We start from the raw sequence: 17172 nt of genomic DNA on the forward strand, positions 1-17172 counted from the left end.
ATCGCAGCCGTCAGCGACGTCTTGCCGTGGTCGACGTGACCGATCGTGCCAATGTTCACGTGCGGCTTATTCCGCTCAAACTTACCTTTTGCCATTCTTGCTTCCTCGAGATCAAAGGACGGGCCTGCCAGCGCATGGGTCCACGCCGGATTGCGCAGCCGTGTAGAGGTTTCGACGCGCAAGCGCAAGCAAAATCGTTGAGAAAGGATGAAGGCCGGCAAACGGTGATTCGGGTCGTATCCACACGCAATCAAGATCGCGACCCGGACCAAAAAAATCCACACGCCGCCAATGCGTTAAATAACGAATTTAAACTTGTTCGTTAAACATGCTTTGGAGCGGGTAGCGGGAATCGAACCCGCGTATTCAGCTTGGAAGGCTGCTGCTCTACCATTGAGCTATACCCGCCTCGCGATCCGATGACGAATGGTGGAGAGAGTTGGATTTGAACCAACGTAGGCTGAGCCAACGGATTTACAGTCCGTCCCCTTTAACCACTCGGGCATCTCTCCAGTTTTTCGTCTTCCGGATCAAGCGACCAAGCATTCTCGAAAGCAGTTGTTCGCTGCGTTCGTGGGGGGTATATGACCGCCCAACCGAAAACTGTCAACATGGCTTTCCAAATTTTTTGTCGGCAATTCACAAAACCGACATCGAACACGGCGCCCTTCAAAAAGACTGTGATTTCATGAGCAAAGACACCAAAACCCCGAAAGACACGCATTACGCAAACCTCCGGCGGGCTGTCCGTGACCAGAAGCGGGAACGGGGCGAACTGCCGCCCGCCCCGGCTTTCAAGCGCAAGGGACCTGTGGATAAAAAGCCGGCGCTGCCCGGCGGCGACGTCGTCTGGCTCTATGGCATTCACACGGTGCGCGCAGCCCTCGACAATCCCGCCCGCAAGATCCTCTCGCTCAAAGCCACAAAGAATGCGCTGGCCAAGCTGGAGATTGCTGACGCCGAAGCGCAGCCCTTCCCCGTCGAAATCGTCAGCCCGCAGGATATCGACAAATTGCTCGGCGAAGACGCCATTCACCAAGGCGTCCTGCTGGAAACCCGGCCTCTGCCGGTGCGCAAGCTCGATTCGCTGAAGGACAAGCCGCTGATTCTGGTGCTGGATCAGGTGACGGATCCGCACAATGTCGGCGCGATTCTGCGTTCCGCCGTCGCCTTCGACGCGGCCGCTGTGGTCACCACCGAGAGACATTCGCCGGCGGAATCGGGCGTGATGGCGAAATCCGCCTCCGGCGCGCTGGAACTCATTCCCTATATCCAGATCACCAATCTCGCCGATGCGCTGGAAGAACTGCATCGCCTGGGTTTCGAGACTATCGGTCTCGATTCGGAAGGCCCGCAGCCGCTCGAACAGACCTTTTCGAAGGACAAAGTGGCGCTGGTGCTGGGTGCGGAAGGCAAGGGCCTGCGTCAGAAGACCCGCAGCACCTGCACGTCGCTTGCCCGCCTCGACATGCCCGGCGCGATCAAGTCGCTGAACGTCTCGAACGCTGCGGCGATTTCGCTCTATGCGGCGCGGACGCATTTGTTGAAATAACGATTTGATCGCGGATCGGAGGCGGCTTCGCGCTCGCCTCCGGCCCGACATTGCCATGCGCCGATGCAGAAGGTGCGATCATGCAGCGCAACTTGCCGGGCAGACTTATTGGCTAATCATAGAACTCTGGAGAGTGACGCAGAGTCGACCATTGCTGTGCGTCATGCCCATAGACCACAAAGGCGGCATTCTCGCTCAAAGCGATGTCGGAGATCTTCTGGGTGCTGCGCCTGATCGAAGCTTCGTCCTGCATATCCGTGACGAACAGGCGCCGCGTTTCAGCGTCGGCCATCGAACTGTGCATGACTGCGTCCGCAGCCAACAACACGGCGCCAGTTACGGGCAAACGAACCAAAACAGACTGATGGCCCGGAACATGTCCGCTGGTTTCCAGCAGCTTTACGCCGGGAGCGAGGTCGAAATCGCCGTCGATCGGACGATAACGAAGCGATGGATGACCCCAAAAGGCCCGATTCGCAGCAAATCGGGGATGGCCGCTTTTGGCTAAGTCGTAATGCCGTCTTTGGATAATGAGTTCGGCGCTTTCAAACATATCGTGATTGCCGGAATGATCGTCGTCAAGGTGGGTGCAAACAAGGTAGTCGATGTCCGATGGATGAAGCCCTATCTCTGCCAGCCGTGACGCAAGAGCGTCTTCCGGTCTCATCTCTATCGTCAGGCCGATTGGATTTATAGGGCAATCAACAAAAGAACGCGGCCAGCCCGTATCGATCAAAATGTTCGCGCCATCGTTTGTCTGAACAAGATAGCTAGGAACTGGTATCTCTCCAGGCTGCATCACGCCCAGATGGATCAGATAAAGACGCATCAACGACTCCCTGTTCTCTCGGGGCGCCGAAGATCCGATCCATATAGGCCATGGTCACCGCTGCCCGCGTTTCAACTCAGCGGACCATGCTTGAGCCGTCGCGCGCGGTATTGAACGATTGGGACAATCGGCTTCAAAGATAGAAAGGAATGTTGGCGACCGTGGCGTCGACGCAGAAATATTCGGCCATGGGCGTGTGAGGTTCGCGCGCATAAGCCCCGGGCGTAAATCCCAGCCGTCGCCGCCAGTTTCGTATCTGGTGAGCCTGGTCGGCAAACCCTCGCACGGGATCGCCGCGGCCCGTTTGAACTCCTTTGAGACTGAATTGCAGTCTTTCAAGATCGGCAATTTCTTTAGGTGAAACTCCAAGATGTCGGTGAAATAGACGGTTCAGTTGTCTTCGGCCAATCCCAGCAGAATTAGCTGCCGAATCCACACTGCCGCCATTGTGCAGTCGGTCATGGGCGAGCGCAATTGTCTCGCTCTCGCGAATGTGTGATCCATTGCCTAGCCTTGAGAAAAGCCATTGATCCAATTGAGAGGCAATCTCCTCAGGCTTCAGTTCAACATCAACGCCGCCGATGAGACATTGCGTGTCCTTTTCTCCAATCACGGCGGCTAGATCGAGCAATGCGCCGGCGCTGTGCGGACCCGTGTGCGGAAACAGGCGGACGAAGCCGGCTATCGTCAGCATCACCATCACAAAATAGGTGTCTGCACATGAGCGCCATGTGCGACACTTTGACTGCAAGCCGAGCAAGGACGTCTTGGGAACCAATTCGCCATTGTCGGCCGTGTTGGCGCGGCCAAGATTCACGGTCATCACAGCTGCAGGAACGGGGCTTGTGCGAATAAGTCGACCGACATGCTCTCCCGGCAGGTCTTCGACAAACCAGTAAGCCTGAACGAAGGGAGCAAGCCTGCTGGCGGCCGGAAGAGCAAGGAACATTTAAAATCTCCCCGGCAGGAATGCTGTGATTGTCCAATACCGCATTTCGCCCAAAATCGGCGATGCATTGACCCCAAATTGCCGAAGGGCTCCCCGTTGCGCCGCTCTCAACTCGCCAGATGGCAGACCGTCGGCCCTGCCTGCGGCGTGATCGTCGCCGCCGCGCCGTCCCAGACCAGTTGGGCCTTATAGGTCACGACGCTCGGAACTTTATCGATCTCGGCGGCGCTTTCTGGGTTGGCCTGTTTTTCCTGGTCATATTCCGCCTTGCAATCGGGAATCGGCGCGATGTCGCCCAGGCCCGTGGCGCGCTTGACCTCGCCCATGCAGGTGGCGTCGCCCGTATAGAGCGAGCAGGAGGCGGAAAAGACCCGATCGAAGATCAGGGTGATCTTGTCGCCGTCAACAGTCATTCCCTCGAAATCCTGGCCGGCGAAGGAATCCTCGAACAGCCGCTTCATCGTCGTCTGATCATAGACCACGAAAGGCAGGCCGCCATTGACGCCGTCCGGCGCCTGGAAAAAGACGAATTTGCCCTTGGAGCCGAGGAAATAGCCGGCGGTCTCGTCTTTCACCAGCTTTTCGTCCTTGCCGGCGGCCTTCTTGCAGGCGGCGGTCTGCGGGGCGATCGACAGGCTTTCGGCCCCCTTTTCGCCGAGATCGACTTCTTTCACCATATAGCCTTGGAATCGGTAGCAATTGACCTGCGGCTGGATGTCCGGATTGGCCGAATCGGCCGGCAGCGGCTCTGTGTCGATGAACAGCGGCGCGTCGAATTTCGACGGCGGACCGTCGTCCTTGATGTCGCAGGCCACCGGCGCCGCCTTGCCCGTCGTGAATGTCAGCGACTCCTCGTCGCCGGCCAGCGTATAGGCGCCATTGGTGAAGGAGAACCCTTCATCGGTTTCGGTTTCCGGCAGGCTGATTTTCTTGCCGTCCGGCAAGCTCAGGTCGACGCCGGCTTCGGTGAACACGCCATGCAACTCTGTTCCGTCCTGGCAGGCGATGGTGACGATGTCGGCGACATCCATCGGCTGCTGCAGGTCGTCACTGGCGGGTTGCTCCTGGGCGCCTGCCGGCGCCGCAGCCAATATCAGGCTGGCGGCCAGCATAGCGCCGCCCTTTCGTCCGATTGTCCCGAAACGATGCAGAAACCTCATGTCTCATCCTCTCCCGAAACCCGATCGCAACCAGTTTCATAGGTCGCGGTTGCGGCGGGCGCGCATCTTCCCTCTACTGCTGATGGGATAGCGCATGACGCGCAGGTTGAACACGGATTATTCGATGATGAACCCACTCCGCTCCGCACGCATTTTCGGCGCTGTGGCCTTTTTGTTGGCCGCGCCGTTCAACTCCTCGGCCCGCGCCGCGTCCACCAATCCGCTTCTCGATTTCCAGTCCGATTCGCTGACGCAGAGTTTCCGCGACAGCTATCAGGATGTTTCCGCCGCTACGGTGAATGTCGACGTGCCCTATGGCCTCGACGAAGACCAGAAATATGACGTCTATCTGCCCGACAGCAGGTCTTCGGCCCCGGTGATCGTCATGGTGCATGGCGGCGACTGGACGAGCGGCGACAAGCAGGACGCCGCCGTGGCCGTTTCCAAGGCCGGCTACTGGGTGGCCAAGGGCTATGTCTTCGTGTCGATCAATTATCGCCTGCTGCCGAAGAAGGATCCGCTGATCCAGGCCGCAGACGTGGCGCTCGCCATCGCCTCCGTGCAGAAAAACGCCGCCAATTGGTCGGCCGATTCTTCGAAAATCGTTCTGATGGGCGCAGGCGCCGGCGGCCATTTGACCGCTCTGCTGTCGTCCAACCCATCGCTCGCCGCCGATCAGGGCGCCAAGCCCTGGACTGCAGCCGTGGTGCTGGAAACGCCGGCGCTCGACATTCCCGAGATCATGCAATCCAGCCATGCGGCGATTTATGACACCGCCTTCGGCTCGAACCTCGAATACTGGGAGGATTCGTCGCCGACAGACCTTCTCGATTCGAGCGGCCTGCCGATGCTGGTTGTCTGCTCCACCGAAAGCGCCAGTGATTCCTGCGGCAAAGCGAACGCCTTCGCCGCGACCGCAGACAATAAGGGTATTTCGGTAACAGTATCGCCGCAGGCCCTGTCGTCTGGCGACGTCAACGCCCAACTCGGCGTCGCGAACACTTATAGCGACAAGGTCGACGACTTCATAAATTCGGTGCTGTGATGGCTCAAGCGTGGATCGCACAGCGATTTTCCGCTTTACACAAAGCCTGAATCTGTTATTTCGAGCACAGATGCCCTTATAGCTCAGTTGGTAGAGCACCTGATTTGTAATCAGGGGGTCGCGAGTTCGAGTCTTGCTGGGGGCACCATAAATTTCAACAGCTTAGGGCGGGTTTCCGGAGAATCGGAGCCCGCCCGTTGTTGTTTTTGGGCGCTGCAGCAGCCCAGATCGCACCGCTCCCATGCTTTGGCGCGCCAGACCGAGGTCGATTCGCTTGAGCAAGCGGAGCGCTGCGAATTTTCCGAATTTTTCTCGGAACCACCGTCCTCGCTCCGCGTTGATCCGGCGAACAGACGAGGTGGATCATGAAAGACGATACTCTATCAAATGGCCGGCAGGCGCTTGAACAGCAGCTTGCCACGCTCCGCGAACAGATTGCCGATATTTCCGAAGCGCTGTCGGGGATGACGTATGAGGCGGCTGACGCGGCTCGGCCGCGGCTGCGTTCTGCATCGAAGCAGGCGCGCCACGCGGCTCACGCATTGCGTCTCCAGGGCGAGGAAGCAATGGAAACCGTGCGCGCCCATCCGGGAACGGCGACGTCCATCGCTGTCACCGCCGGGCTGATCGGCGCGGCGCTCGGCTACCTTGCCGGCGCGGCGAGCGTATCAGAGCCTCAGCGTTCGAAATGGCGTTTCTAAGGAGACGCGGATGAGCCGGAACAATGCGCTTTACCTGATCATCGGCGCGCTCGTCGTCGCGGTGATCGGATTTTCCGTCTATGCCTATCGCGAGGAAAGCAAGCCCGAGGGCGTCGAGCTGAAGCTCAACGAAAACGGCGTGTCCGTGGAAAGCAATTGATCTCGAAGGGCCGGCCTCGCGCCGGCCCTTTCGATTCTACGCTTCGTTAAAATCCGTCACGACCGCGGAAGCGGCGCTGATAATCGGGATCGTAGAGCGAACTCTCGCGAAAGTCTTCCGCCGCCAGGCCTGGACCGACGAAAATCAGCGCCGTGCGGTCGATCGGATCTTCCTGAACCAGGGCCTCGATGGTCGACAATGTTCCCCTGACGATTCGCTGGTCCGGCCAGCTGGCCTTGACGACAATGGCGACAGGGCAATCAGCGCCATAGAGCGGCATCAGTTCCACCACCACCTGCGGCAAAGCGTGAATGGCGAGGTGAATGGCAAGCGTGGCGCCGCTCTGGCCGAAGACCTCCAACCTCTCCTTGCCCGGCATTGACGAAGCGCGGCCTGACACCCGGGTCAGCACCAGGCTTTGCGCCACCGAGGGAATGGTCAGTTCACGGCCGAGCGCGGCGGCTGCGGCGGCGAAGGACGGCACGCCGGGCGTCAGCGTATAGGCGATCCCGTGGCGATCCAGCCGGCGCATCTGTTCGGCGACCGCGCTCCAGACCGAGAGATCGCCGGAATGCAGCCGCGCCACATCCTGTCCAGCGTCCTCGGCCTTGAGATATTCCGCTTCGATCTCGTCGAGCGACATCGGCGCCGTGTCGACGATACGCGCGCCCTCAGGGCAATAGGTTAGAAGCTCCGGCGACACGATCGAGCCGGCATAGAGGCAGACGGGGCATTCGCCGATCAGGCGCGCGCCGCGCAGGGTGATGAGATCGGCTGCGCCGGGGCCGGCGCCGATGAAATGTACCGTCATGTCTCGTCTTTCCAGTTATTCGGCTTCACCCAGCGCCATTGCGTGAGCGGCATCGCCGGTCTCCAGCCGGTCATCGCGCCCACGGGCGAGGCGCGCGACAGTTCGATCCGCGTCAGCGATCCGCCGCGTTTGGCGTGCTCCGCCAGAAGCACCGCATCCATTTCCAAGGTCACCGAATTGGCGACCAAGGTTCCGCCGGCTCTGAGCGCAGCGATCGCCGCATCCATCACGCCCGGCTCCGAGCCGCCGCCGCCGATGAAGATCGCATCCGGCGTGGGCAGGCCCGAAAGCGCCGCTGGGGCCTGTCCTTCCACCGTCACAAGTCCGGGAACGCCGAAAGCTTCGGCATTGCGGCGGATGCGGGCGGCGCGCTCCGAATGTCCTTCGATGGCGATGGCCCGCATGGCCGGATGGCGCAGCATCCATTCGATGCCGATCGAGCCGGAGCCCGCGCCGATATCCCACAGCAATTCGCCCTTGAGCGGCGTCAGCGCCGACAATGTCAAAGCGCGCGCCTCGCGCTTGGTGATCTGCCCGTCATGCTCGAACAGCGAATCGTCGAGGCCGGGCGCGAGCGGCAACACGCGGGCGCCCTCGCCCGCCTCCACTTCGACGGCGCAGATATTCAGCGGGTTTACAGATGTGAGCGCATAGGAGTCGGCGCGCATCGCCGTCACCCGTTCGCGGTCGCCGCCCAATGCTTCGAGCACGAACAGGCGGGAGGCGCCGAAGCCGCTCTCGGTCAGAAGCGACGCCAGCTCCGCCGGTCCCTTCTCGTCCGAGGTCAAAGCGAGAATGCGCGCGCAGGGCTGCAGATGCGGACGGATGAGATCGATCGACCGCCCATGCAGCGACACCAGCGCCAGATCCTGCAGCGGCCAGCCGAGCCGGGAGGCCGCCAGGCTGAAGGCGCTGGGATGCGGGATGACCCGCATCTCGCGGGCGTCGATGCTGCGCGTGAGCGTCGCGCCCATGCCGAAAAAGAACGGATCGCCGGAGGCGAGCACGCAGACGCGGCGACCCCGCAGGCCCTTGATGTCCTGAACCGAGCGGTCGATGGGCGAGGCCCAGCGCCGGCCCTCGCCTGATATCAGCGATGCGGCGAGCTCCAGGTGGCGAGCGCCGCCATAGACGATTTCGGCCGCTGCTATCAGGCGCTTGGCCTCGTCGCCGAGCCCGGCTATACCGTCCTCGCCGAGGCCGATAATATCGAGCCAGGGCGTCGAAAGGATGTTTTCAGACATGGCGGCCTCCAAAATCCTCATTCTCGGCGGCACGACGGAAGCGCGCAAATTGGCTGAAGCGCTGGCGCCGCGCAAGGATCTCGATGTCACCGTGTCGCTGGCCGGCCGCACGCAGGAGCCCAGGCCGCTGCCGGTCAAAACCCGCCATGGCGGCTTCGGCGGCGTCGAAGGCCTCGCAGCCTATCTGAAAGCGGAGGACATCGCTCTGCTTGTTGACGCCACTCATCCCTTTGCCCAACGCATGACGCCCAACGCCATTGCTGCTGCCGAACTGACCTCGACGCCGCTGCTCTGCCTCAATCGCCCCGGCTGGGTGGCCGAACCGGGCGACGACTGGCGCATGGTCACGTCGATCGAAGACGCGGTCGAAAAGCTCGGCGCCGCGTCGCGACGGGTCTTTCTCGCCATCGGCCGGCAGGAGGCGCATCTGTTTTCGCGCGCGCCGCAGCATTTTTATCTCGCCCGCAGCGTCGATCCCATAGATCCGCCGATTAAGGCGCCGGACTGCCGCTACATTCTCGCGACCGGCCCCTTTTCGCTGGATGATGAAATTAGGCTGCTCACCGAACACGCCATCGATGTGGTCGTGTCCAAAAATTCCGGCGGCGCGGCGACCTACGCCAAGATCGAGGCGGCGCGCCGTCTCGGGCTTGCCGTGGTCATGGTCGAGCGCAAGCGCGTGGATGGCGCAGCCTGCGTCGACACGGTCGAGGGCGCGCTGGCCTTCATCGATCACGCTTTGGCCCCGGCGAAATAGCGCGGCGAATAGACGAGATCGGACTTGCCCGGCCTGATGATGACGCGGGTTTCCGGCGATCCGATGATCACGCAGGTCGCCATGTCGGCCATGCCCGCTTCGGCGTCCGACAGCGGCTTGACCACGATCTTCTCATCGGGCCGGCCGGCGGCGCGGCCGAAGATGATCGGCGTGGTCGGCGGCAGGATTTCGGCCAGCAATTTGAAGGCTTCGCCCAGCTGCCAGGGCCGCGCCTTGCTGATCGGATTGTAGAGCGCGATCACGAAGCCGGCTTCGGCGGCGAGCCGCAGCCGCCTGGTGATGACCTCCCAGGGCTTCAGATTGTCCGACAGCGACATGCAGCAGAAATCATGGCCGAGCGGCGCGCCGGAACGGGCGGCCACGGCCAGCATCGCGGTGACGCCGGGCGTTACGACGAGGTCGATCTCGCGCCAGTCGTCCGGCCCTTTTTCGATCGCTTCGCAGACGGCGGCCGCCATGGCGAACACGCCGGGATCGCCGCCCGAGACCACCGCGACATCAACGCCGGCGGCCGCGCGGGTCAGCGCGGCATTGGCGCGGTCGAGCTCCTCGCGATTGTCGGAGGCGACGCGGATCTGGTCCGGACGTAGCGACAGACGGTCGATATAGGGGAAATAGCCGAAGAATTCCGTCGCCTTCTCCACCGCCGCCACAGCCTCGGGCGTCATCTGCTCGGGCGAGCCGGGGCCGGTGCCGATCACATAAAGCGTGCCCTTGGCGCCGGTCATGGCTTGTCCTTCCAGCCGGGCACGAGAACGATCGAGAAATAGGGCGCCGCGTCGTCCTGTTTATGGGCGAGCGGAATCATCTGGGTGTTGGCCATGGTGCCGCGCTCGACATAGACGGCCTGATTGATCCGGCCGGTCTCCGCCAGCGCCCGGCGTATCTTGGGCAGGTTGCGGCCGACTTTCATGATCACCGCCGCCTCGGTATCGTTTAGCCGGCGAACCAATTCCTGCTCGGGCATCGTACCCGGCAAAACAGACAGCACATCGTCGCCCTGAACGATCGGCACGCCCGCCTGCGACCAGCAGCCGGACATGGCGGTGACGCCCGGAATGACCTCGGTCGGATAGCGATGGGCGAGCCGCACATGCAGATGCATATAGGAGCCGTAGAACAAGGGATCGCCCTCGCTCAGCACCGCCACGGTGCGGCCGGCGTCGAGATGCTCGGCCACGCGCACCGCCGACTCCTCGTAGAAATCGGTGATCTGGCTGATATAGCCGTCCTCGTGCTTTTCGATTTCCGTGGTCACGGGATAATAGAGCGGCAATTCGATGATGTCGTCGCGCACGATGCCGTCGACGATGCCGCGGCCATTGCCGCGCCGTCCGGCCTTGGCGAAATAGGCCATGACATCGGCCGACGCCAACGCCTTCACCGCTTTTACGGTCATCAGGTCGGGATCGCCCGGGCCGGTGCCGACGCCGATCAGTCGTCCCGGCGCGCTCACAGGCCCGGCCTCGCGAGCGAGTTCAGCGCCGCCGCCGTCATGGCGCTGCCGCCCAGGCGGCCGCGCACGATGGCGAAGGGCACGCCATAGGAATTGTCCGCCAGCGCATCCTTGGATTCGCGCGCGCCGACAAAGCCCACCGGCATGCCGACAATCGCGGCTGGCTTGGGCACGGCGCCGTCGCGCAGGAGTTCGAGCAAATAGAACAGCGCGGTCGGCGCATTGCCGATCGCCACGACCGATCCCGCCATGCGCTCGCCCCAGAGCTGGATCGCCGCCGCCGAGCGGGTGTTGCCGATCTCCTTGGCGATCTCGGCGGTGCGCGGATCGCGCAGCGTGCAGATCACGTCATTATTGGCCGGCAGCCGGGCGGCGGTCACGCCGCGCGCCACCATTTCCGCATCGCAGAAGATCGGCGCGCCGGATTTCAGCGCGTCGCGGGCCGCATCCACAAAGCCTGGCGAGAAATGAAAATGCTCAACCGCCTCGACCATGCCGGCGGCATGGATCATGCGCACGGCGAGATCGGCCTCGGCTTCGGAGAAACGCGTGAGATCCGCCTCGCGACGGATAATGGCGAAGGACTGCTCGTAAATGGCGTTCCCGTCGCGGATATAGTCGTATTCGGTCATGTCCCGTCCAGTTGCAGAGCAGAGGCGATGCGCCGCGCGCCAAGCCGTGTAAGGCATTGGGCCGCCGATTCGCCATCCTCTCTGCTGTCCCGCACCATGGACGCCAGACGTCCAAATGCGCTCCCAATGTCGTTTTCAGCACTATAGGCGGATGGCGAGGCCGAAGCCGCCCCATTTACGACAAGCCCATAGCCTGTTGACGCACCCACCAGCGTCAATACAGAAGCCGTCGGATGCGCACAACCCTTGGCGCAGCCCGACAAATGCAGGGTGAACGAGCCGTCCAGCAGCTCCGGAGCGATTTGCGCCAGGCGATCGGCAAGCGCCCGCGTGTCGAAATAGGCAGAGGCGCAGCCGGTCGCGCCCGCGCACAGCGCGATCGCCCGGCGCGGATCAGCAGAATCGGTCCAGAATCCCAGTTCGGCGGCGGCCTGTTGCAGCGCGCGCGCAACATCCTGCGAGGGGCACAGCGCAAAGAAACCGTGATCAGGCGCCAGCCGCAGATCGGCAATGCCGAGTGCTTTGGCGCGTTCGGCAAGGGCCTGCAGCGCTGGAGCCTGCGCCTGAACGTAAGCAAACGACAGGCCCAGCGCCACGCCGCCGTCTTCGATAGGATGAAGGCCGAGAAGCGGCGGCGCCTGCGTCGACAGCTCGATCGCCCGAAGATCGATCCGCGTCGTATAATGCGCGGAAAGTGCGTCGTCCGGCAGATCGCGTCCGCGTGCGCCCGGCCCCATTGCATGCAGACGGATGAGAAGATGGAGCGCGGCGTCGACCGCCTGCCCTTCCTCGACGATGGCCAGACGCCGGGCTTTCGCCGCCGTGCCGCCGCAGGACACGACGAAACGAATCTGCCCGCCCGAATCGCGGAACGCCGTCAGCCTGATATCGGCCGTCACCGCGCCCAGATGAAACCGTCCGCCGCCGTCTAAGGTCACCGCAAGCTTGGCCGCCAGCGCAAGCGGCGGTTCAATTGCTGCGACGCGGCCACGGAGTTCGGCGGCGATCGGCCTGACATCGATGAGTTCATCCGGATCGAGCCCTGAAAGCGGCGGCGTCTCGACGCCGAGACCACGGGTGGGGATGACGCCGGAAGCGAGCACCGCCGCCTCGAAATCCCCCACCGTTTCCGGCTTCAGGCCTCTCGCTTGCAGGCTGCCGCGAGCGGTGATCTCGATCAGGCCATTGCCGAAACGTTCTGTCGCCTCCGCAAGCGCAGCCAGTTGCGAAAAGGTCAGCGCCGAATTCACCGGCCGCAGACGCGCCAGCAAGCCGTCGCCTGTCGGCATCGGCTGCGACAGGGTCGGACATTCGCCGCGCCGGATCGGCGGCAGGGGGAAATGTTGTGCGGCGTTCGGCGAGAGCGCGAGGATCATGGCGTCATCCATCATGGGCATGAGTGTAAACGCCTTTTCTAATGATCCGACAAGAGAGCGCCTTGCGCGAGGTCAAGCCTCGTCATCGAAATCCGCGCCCTTGCGCAGCAGATAGATGTCCATGATCCAGCCGTGCTCGGCGCGGGCCCGGGCGCGCGTCTCCAGAATCTCCTGCTTTTTGTCATGGAGATTGCCGGAAATGACGATCTCGTTCTCGGAGCCGAGATAAGCGCCCCAGAAGATTTCGGCCTCGGGATCGTCGATTTTCGCAAAGGCCTGTTCGCCGTCGAGCATCGCTACCGACGTCTGGCTCTTTTCGGGAAAGCTTTCCACGAGCCGCCGTCCCGTGGTGATTTCCACCGGTTTGCCGACGAGATTGAGCGGAATGCGATGCGCGGCGCAGAGCGCCTGGATTGAGGTGATGCCGGCAATCACCTTCACCTCGAAATCGACGCCGCCCGCCGAACTGACGCGCTCGAGAATGCGCAGCGTCGAATCATACAGCATCGGGTCGCCCCAGACGAGGAAAGCGCCGGTTCCGTCCTCGCCGAGTTCGTTCAGGAACAGGTCCTGATAGATGCGGGTGATGGCGGCATGCCAGTCATCGACACCGCGCTGATAGCTGGGATCGGCAGAGTTGCGCACCGGCAGCGCATAGTCGACACTGCGAGTGGCGGGATTGGTCACATAGCGGCGGATGATCTCGCGCCTCGTCTCGGCAAGATCGGCCTTTTTCGCGCCCTTTGTCGGGATGAACAGCACGTCGGCGCTGTTCAGCGCATTGATCGCTTCGATGGTGACATGTTCCGGATTGCCGGTTCCGATGCCGATCACGAGTATTCTGCGCATCCGCGTCTCCTTGTCCCGCCATGATAGGCGGTCGCGTCGCGGTTCTTTTGCTGAAAGCGACGCCGCGCGTCAAACGCCGCAACGAGAAAATTGAGCCGGACGGAATGAATGTCTGGAATTTCAAGACCTTTTGGTCCCCGTCGATTTCATGTAGCAATTTCCTCCCGATCCCGTTTTTGAGCGCGTCATGCCCCGAAACTTCAAGACCATCGCCTTTGCCGCCTCCGCCACCGACGAGGCCGAGGCGGCGCGGGCCGAACTTGCCGCGCTCTACGATCATGTGTCGCTGGAGGAGGCCGATGTCGTGGTCGCGCTCGGCGGCGACGGCTTCATGCTGCAGACGCTGCACGCCATCATGGACACCGGCAAGATGGCCTATGGCATGAACAGGGGCTCGGTCGGCTTTCTCATGAATTCCTACTCGATCGACAATCTCCTTGAACGGGTCGACGCCGCGGTTTGCAACGAGATCCGACCGCTGAAGATGCAGACGATCAATGCCGATGGCGGCAAGTCCCTGTCCTACGCCATCAACGAAGTCTCGCTGTTTCGCCAATCCTATCAGGCTGCGAAATTCAAGGTTATGGTCGACGGCCGCGAACGGCTGGCGGAACTGATCTGCGACGGACTTCTTCTGTCCACGCCCGCAGGCTCCACCGCTTATAATTTTTCCGCTCATGGCCCGATTCTGCCGCTCGAAGCGCCGCTGATCGCCATGACGCCGGTCAGCGCGTTTCGTCCCCGGCGCTGGCGCGGCGCGCTGCTGCCGGAAAAGGTCACGGTCGACATCACGGTGCTGGAGCCTGAAAAGCGGCCCGTCAACGCAGTGGCTGACAATACCGAAGTCAAATCGGTGATCTCCGTGCGCGTCACACAGTCCGAGGGGCGCACGACGCGACTCCTTTCCGATCCCGATCATTCCTGGTCCGACCGGATTCTTGCGGAACAGTTTATCGATTGATCCTTTCGCGGGTCGGGCAATCCCGCGCCCGCCCAAATCAGCGTGGATTCGTCACGTGGAATTTATTCCTATATTTATTGATATATCAGCTAATTTGACATCTACTGCAGGGCGTGGCACTTCCCTGATATATCAACTCGGAACAAAACCATGTCAGACGCGCCTGATTCTTCGACGCCGTCCCAGAGCCGTCTCGCCTATCTCAAGCTCGAAAGCCTGATCGTGACGCTGAGGCTGGCGCCGGGATCGCTGGTGACGGAAAAGCAGTTGATCGCCGAACTCGGCTTTGGCCGCACGCCGGTGCGCGAGGCGATCCAGAAGCTCGAATGGCAGGGGCTGATCGCCATCAAGCCGCGCGCCGGCCTGCAGATCGCCGCGCTCAATGCCGATCATCCGGCGATGGTGCTGCAGACGCGCCGGCAATTGGAGCCTTTGGCGGCGCGGTTGATGGCGAGCGCGATCACAGCCGAGGCGCGTCAGCGACTGATCGATTGCGCCAAGGCCATGACCGAATGCGCGGTCACCGGCGACAAGGAAGGCTTTCTCGCCGCCGACAAATCCTTCGACGAGGTGCTGGAAGACACCTGCCCCAATCCGTTTCTGTCTCAGGCGCTTGGCGCGCTGCAAACCCATTCACGCCGCTATTGGTATCACAGCGCCAACCAGGCCTCGCTCGACCTGTCGGTCAGCCTGCATGTGCGGGTGATCCGGGCCTTGCTGCAAGGAGACGCCGGCGAAGCCGAACGCGCCATGGGCGATCTGATCGATGGGCTGCGAATATAATGTGAGTATACGGTATATCACTGAATTAAAATAAACATCAGATTGTTATAATTTACGGTCCCGGTTTGCTGCAGATCAACAACCTGCCTGCCCAACGCGACTATAACGGTGTCACGGCAGGCAAAAGCAGGCGCCCATCTCGGCGGGGACCGAAAGCGTTGAGCGGACGCCTGCCGACGGCGCGGTTTGTTGGCGGATGAACCGCGCCCTTTCAGATAACGGGGCGATGGTCGGCGCGCGAGGGACCTTTTCGGGCGCGCCGACCATGCATGTTCACAGCAGAAAATCGGATTTGTGAAGCTCGCTGAGCATGGTTGACGCGAGCGTAATCGTATCGCCGCTGTCGGTGGCGATCACCACGTCGTCGCCCTGGGCCGTCATATGGCTCTTGAGATCGGAATAAGACGAGAAGTCACCCTCGCCGCCGAGATCGATCTTGTCGTGGCCGGGATTGAAGTCTGTCACCACGTCATGACCAAGGCCGGTCTCGAACACGAAGATATCATTGCCTCCCTTGCCGGTCATCCAGTTGTCGCCGCTATTGCCGGTGATGCGGTTGGCCAGATTGTTTCCGGTTCCATTGGCGTTGGCCGAGCCGGTCAGTTCCAGATTTTCGACATTGGCGCCGAGCGTGTAGGAATAGGCGATCTGCACCGTGTCGGTTCCCTCGCCCTTACGTTCGACAATGCTCACCGAGCCGCCCAGCGCATAGACGTCATCGCCGTCGCCGCCATAGACCTTGCCCTTGACCTCGCCGGTGACGCTGCTGAACCAGTCACCGCCGCCGCCGAGCTTCACATCCCCATTAATTGTGCCGGTGTTGAGGATTTTTTCGATTCCGGCCCCAGCCTGGATGGCGACGCCAGAGTCTGCGGAAATATTGGCTGTGTTGGTGATGGCGGTGACGCCCGAGGAGGTGATGCGGATGGCGGCGTCGCTGGTTGAACTGCCCTGCAGGATGTTTTGATTGGTGATGACCGCGCCCTCGCCCGCGACCAGCAACGCCACCTTGCCTGTGAGCGTGGCGGAGGTGGTGAGAACGGCGCCATCGCCTATCAGCGCCACGCCGACGGCTGCGCCGTGAATCGTCTTCTGATTGGTGATGGTGACATCGTCGCCGGAAGAATAGACGCCATAGGTCGCGCCGGAGACTTTCTCGGTATTGGTGATCGTCGCGTGGTCGCCCGTCGACCTTATAGCGGCGCCCGCGCTGCTGACGATCACGCTGTCATTCGAGATCAACGCCTTGGCGCCGGATGACGACACGGCATCGCGCTCAGCGGAGATCCTGCCATGATTGACGATCTCTGCGCCTGTTCCGGATGAGACCACGCCGCGGCCTTGGGTGGATTTCAACGTTCCGGAATTGATGAGATCGGCGTCGACGCCTGACGAGGCGATCGCGTCACTATCAGCTTTGATAGACCCGTTGTTGTTGATCGACACCTCTGCGGCGCGGCTGACGATGGCGCGCGCGCCGGTCGAGATCAAGGTCGCGTCATTGGTCGCCACCGTGTCAATGCCGCCAAGATCGAGCGCGATGCCTTTGGTGGTGATGGAGCCCGCATTGTCGAAGGTCAGGCCGCCGCTCAGGGCGCGCAATCCCGCGCCGCCGCTGGTCAACACGCCCGTGCTTTCGATCTTGATGTCGTCGCCGGCATCTTTGTTCGCCTGGGACGCGGCGCCCAGGGTCCAGAGCGGTCCATTGGTGGAGGTCACGCTTCCCTGGATCTTGAACACGCGTCCGCCGACAGCCGAGGATGCGTCGATCGCCAGGCCTGATGTCGCCAGCGTGACGCCGGTCGAGATGATCCACTCTTCGCCTTTAACATTGGCGATCAGAGTGGTGTTCTTATTCTTTGTGATGGCAATCGTCATGATCGTCC

The 17172-nt window shown here is 61.9% G+C and carries 19 protein-coding genes and 3 tRNA genes; 8 read left to right on the plus strand and 14 right to left on the minus strand.

Annotation, left to right across the window (positions count from 1 at the left end; translation table 11 throughout):
- From M2360_RS19915 to M2360_RS19925, 3 genes are all read right to left on the minus strand, one after another.
- Nucleotides 1-95, minus strand: a 95-nt coding sequence (locus M2360_RS19915) for a GTP-binding protein (protein WP_131922527.1), incomplete at its 3' end; no start/stop codon positions are given.
- A gap of 239 nt (nt 96-334) precedes the next feature.
- Nucleotides 335-408, minus strand: a tRNA-Gly gene (locus M2360_RS19920).
- Between the two features lie 19 nt (nt 409-427).
- Nucleotides 428-512: transfer RNA gene (locus tag M2360_RS19925), tRNA-Tyr, on the minus strand.
- 176 nt (nt 513-688) lie between these two features.
- Between M2360_RS19925 and rlmB the strand changes: the two genes are divergently transcribed.
- Entirely contained in the window at nt 689-1552 is an 864-nt protein-coding gene (rlmB, locus tag M2360_RS19930) for a 23S rRNA (guanosine(2251)-2'-O)-methyltransferase RlmB (RefSeq protein ID WP_280777064.1), read from the plus strand.
- Between the two features lie 112 nt (nt 1553-1664).
- Here the strand turns inward: rlmB and M2360_RS19935 are convergent, their stop codons facing one another.
- The 3 genes from M2360_RS19935 to M2360_RS19945 all read right to left on the minus strand — a co-directional run bounded on the left by M2360_RS19935 (nt 1665) and on the right by M2360_RS19945 (nt 4490).
- On the minus strand, nt 1665-2381 hold the full coding sequence (locus M2360_RS19935; RefSeq protein WP_280777065.1) for an N-acyl homoserine lactonase family protein: 717 nt from the start codon (nt 2379-2381) through the stop codon (nt 1665-1667).
- 133 nt (nt 2382-2514) lie between these two features.
- Entirely contained in the window at nt 2515-3330 is an 816-nt protein-coding gene (locus tag M2360_RS19940) for a helix-turn-helix domain-containing protein (protein ID WP_280777066.1), read from the minus strand.
- 107 nt (nt 3331-3437) lie between these two features.
- On the minus strand, nt 3438-4490 hold the full coding sequence (locus M2360_RS19945) for a hypothetical protein (protein ID WP_280777067.1): 1053 nt from the start codon (nt 4488-4490) through the stop codon (nt 3438-3440).
- Nucleotides 4491-4584: 94 nt separating this feature from the next.
- On the opposite strand from M2360_RS19945, the gene M2360_RS19950 reads away from it, so the two are divergent.
- The 4 genes from M2360_RS19950 to M2360_RS19965 all read left to right on the plus strand — a co-directional run bounded on the left by M2360_RS19950 (nt 4585) and on the right by M2360_RS19965 (nt 6396).
- The gene (locus M2360_RS19950; RefSeq protein ID WP_280777068.1) at nt 4585-5535 is read left to right on the plus strand and encodes an alpha/beta hydrolase; all 951 of its coding nucleotides are present in this window, start codon (nt 4585-4587) and stop codon (nt 5533-5535) included.
- A 72-nt stretch (nt 5536-5607) separates the two neighbouring features.
- Nucleotides 5608-5683, plus strand: a tRNA-Thr gene (locus M2360_RS19955).
- Between the two features lie 217 nt (nt 5684-5900).
- Entirely contained in the window at nt 5901-6236 is a 336-nt protein-coding gene (locus M2360_RS19960; RefSeq protein WP_280777069.1) for a hypothetical protein, read from the plus strand.
- A 10-nt stretch (nt 6237-6246) separates the two neighbouring features.
- A complete protein-coding gene (locus M2360_RS19965; protein ID WP_182826356.1) occupies nt 6247-6396 on the plus strand; it encodes a hypothetical protein in 150 nt (49 codons plus the stop codon).
- 46 nt (nt 6397-6442) lie between these two features.
- Here the strand turns inward: M2360_RS19965 and cobM are convergent, their stop codons facing one another.
- Both cobM and cbiE read right to left on the minus strand, forming a co-directional pair.
- On the minus strand, nt 6443-7207 hold the full coding sequence (gene cobM / locus M2360_RS19970) for a precorrin-4 C(11)-methyltransferase (protein ID WP_280777071.1): 765 nt from the start codon (nt 7205-7207) through the stop codon (nt 6443-6445).
- A complete protein-coding gene (gene cbiE, locus M2360_RS19975) occupies nt 7204-8472 on the minus strand; it encodes a precorrin-6y C5,15-methyltransferase (decarboxylating) subunit CbiE (RefSeq protein ID WP_280777072.1) in 1269 nt (422 codons plus the stop codon). The genes cobM and cbiE overlap by 4 nt, the downstream gene beginning before the upstream one ends.
- Between cbiE and M2360_RS19980 the strand changes: the two genes are divergently transcribed.
- Nucleotides 8450-9208, plus strand: coding sequence for a cobalt-precorrin-6A reductase (locus tag M2360_RS19980; protein WP_280777074.1), 759 nt, complete (start codon nt 8450-8452; stop codon nt 9206-9208). The two genes, cbiE and M2360_RS19980, sit on opposite strands and share 23 nt — an antisense overlap.
- On the opposite strand, the gene M2360_RS19985 is transcribed toward M2360_RS19980, so the two are convergent.
- The 5 genes from M2360_RS19985 to cobF are packed head-to-tail and all read right to left on the minus strand — an operon-like array spanning nt 9184 to nt 13542.
- On the minus strand, nt 9184-9957 hold the full coding sequence (locus M2360_RS19985) for a precorrin-3B C(17)-methyltransferase (RefSeq protein WP_280777075.1): 774 nt from the start codon (nt 9955-9957) through the stop codon (nt 9184-9186). The genes M2360_RS19980 and M2360_RS19985 overlap by 25 nt on opposite strands.
- A complete protein-coding gene (locus M2360_RS19990; RefSeq protein ID WP_280777076.1) occupies nt 9954-10685 on the minus strand; it encodes a precorrin-2 C(20)-methyltransferase in 732 nt (243 codons plus the stop codon). Before M2360_RS19990 ends, M2360_RS19985 begins: the two co-directional genes overlap by 4 nt.
- Nucleotides 10682-11317 (minus strand): precorrin-8X methylmutase, encoded by a 636-nt coding sequence (locus M2360_RS19995; RefSeq protein WP_263826021.1) that lies wholly within the window; start codon nt 11315-11317, stop codon nt 10682-10684. The genes M2360_RS19990 and M2360_RS19995 overlap by 4 nt, the downstream gene beginning before the upstream one ends.
- Entirely contained in the window at nt 11314-12714 is a 1401-nt protein-coding gene (cobG, locus tag M2360_RS20000; RefSeq protein ID WP_280777088.1) for a precorrin-3B synthase, read from the minus strand. The genes M2360_RS19995 and cobG overlap by 4 nt, the downstream gene beginning before the upstream one ends.
- Nucleotides 12715-12765: 51 nt before the next feature.
- Complete coding sequence (gene cobF / locus M2360_RS20005) at nt 12766-13542, minus strand: precorrin-6A synthase (deacetylating) (protein ID WP_280777089.1); 777 nt, start codon at nt 13540-13542, stop codon at nt 12766-12768.
- Nucleotides 13543-13729: 187 nt separating this feature from the next.
- On the opposite strand from cobF, the gene M2360_RS20010 reads away from it, so the two are divergent.
- Together M2360_RS20010 and M2360_RS20015 are read left to right on the plus strand one after the other, a co-directional pair.
- Nucleotides 13730-14503, plus strand: coding sequence for an NAD kinase (locus M2360_RS20010; protein ID WP_280777090.1), 774 nt, complete (start codon nt 13730-13732; stop codon nt 14501-14503).
- Nucleotides 14504-14653: 150 nt separating this feature from the next.
- On the plus strand, nt 14654-15286 hold the full coding sequence (locus M2360_RS20015; protein WP_280777091.1) for a GntR family transcriptional regulator: 633 nt from the start codon (nt 14654-14656) through the stop codon (nt 15284-15286).
- A gap of 273 nt (nt 15287-15559) precedes the next feature.
- Here M2360_RS20015 and M2360_RS20020 read toward each other — a convergent pair whose 3' ends face one another.
- Nucleotides 15560-17164, minus strand: a complete 1605-nt coding sequence (locus M2360_RS20020; RefSeq protein ID WP_280777092.1) for a hypothetical protein — start codon at nt 17162-17164, stop codon at nt 15560-15562.
- Nucleotides 17165-17172: the final 8 nt, after the last annotated feature.

This window comes from Rhizobium sp. SG_E_25_P2, assembly GCF_029892285.1.
In the GTDB taxonomy this organism is placed as follows: Bacteria; Pseudomonadota; Alphaproteobacteria; order Rhizobiales; family Rhizobiaceae; genus Rhizobium_E.

Bases quoted from the DNA above. Each gene is read 5' to 3' on its own strand.
- M2360_RS19940 (WP_280777066.1), bottom strand. From the start codon at position 3,330: ATGTTCCTTGCTCTTCCGGCCGCCAGCAGGCTTGCTCCCTTCGTTCAG.
- M2360_RS19995 (WP_263826021.1), bottom strand. From the start codon at position 11,317: ATGACCGAATACGACTATATCCGCGACGGGAACGCCATTTACGAGCAG.
- M2360_RS20010 (WP_280777090.1), top strand. From the start codon at position 13,730: ATGCCCCGAAACTTCAAGACCATCGCCTTTGCCGCCTCCGCCACCGAC.
- M2360_RS19945 (WP_280777067.1), bottom strand. From the start codon at position 4,490: ATGAGGTTTCTGCATCGTTTCGGGACAATCGGACGAAAGGGCGGCGCT.
- rlmB (WP_280777064.1), top strand. From the start codon at position 689: ATGAGCAAAGACACCAAAACCCCGAAAGACACGCATTACGCAAACCTC.
- M2360_RS19960 (WP_280777069.1), top strand. From the start codon at position 5,901: ATGAAAGACGATACTCTATCAAATGGCCGGCAGGCGCTTGAACAGCAG.
- M2360_RS19965 (WP_182826356.1), top strand. From the start codon at position 6,247: ATGAGCCGGAACAATGCGCTTTACCTGATCATCGGCGCGCTCGTCGTC.
- cobG (WP_280777088.1), bottom strand. From the start codon at position 12,714: ATGCCCATGATGGATGACGCCATGATCCTCGCGCTCTCGCCGAACGCC.
- M2360_RS20015 (WP_280777091.1), top strand. From the start codon at position 14,654: ATGTCAGACGCGCCTGATTCTTCGACGCCGTCCCAGAGCCGTCTCGCC.
- cobF (WP_280777089.1), bottom strand. From the start codon at position 13,542: ATGCGCAGAATACTCGTGATCGGCATCGGAACCGGCAATCCGGAACAT.
- M2360_RS20020 (WP_280777092.1), bottom strand. From the start codon at position 17,164: ATGACGATTGCCATCACAAAGAATAAGAACACCACTCTGATCGCCAAT.
- M2360_RS19935 (WP_280777065.1), bottom strand. From the start codon at position 2,381: ATGCGTCTTTATCTGATCCATCTGGGCGTGATGCAGCCTGGAGAGATA.
- M2360_RS19950 (WP_280777068.1), top strand. From the start codon at position 4,585: ATGACGCGCAGGTTGAACACGGATTATTCGATGATGAACCCACTCCGC.
- cobM (WP_280777071.1), bottom strand. From the start codon at position 7,207: ATGACGGTACATTTCATCGGCGCCGGCCCCGGCGCAGCCGATCTCATC.
- M2360_RS19980 (WP_280777074.1), top strand. From the start codon at position 8,450: ATGGCGGCCTCCAAAATCCTCATTCTCGGCGGCACGACGGAAGCGCGC.
- cbiE (WP_280777072.1), bottom strand. From the start codon at position 8,472: ATGAGGATTTTGGAGGCCGCCATGTCTGAAAACATCCTTTCGACGCCC.
- M2360_RS19985 (WP_280777075.1), bottom strand. From the start codon at position 9,957: ATGACCGGCGCCAAGGGCACGCTTTATGTGATCGGCACCGGCCCCGGC.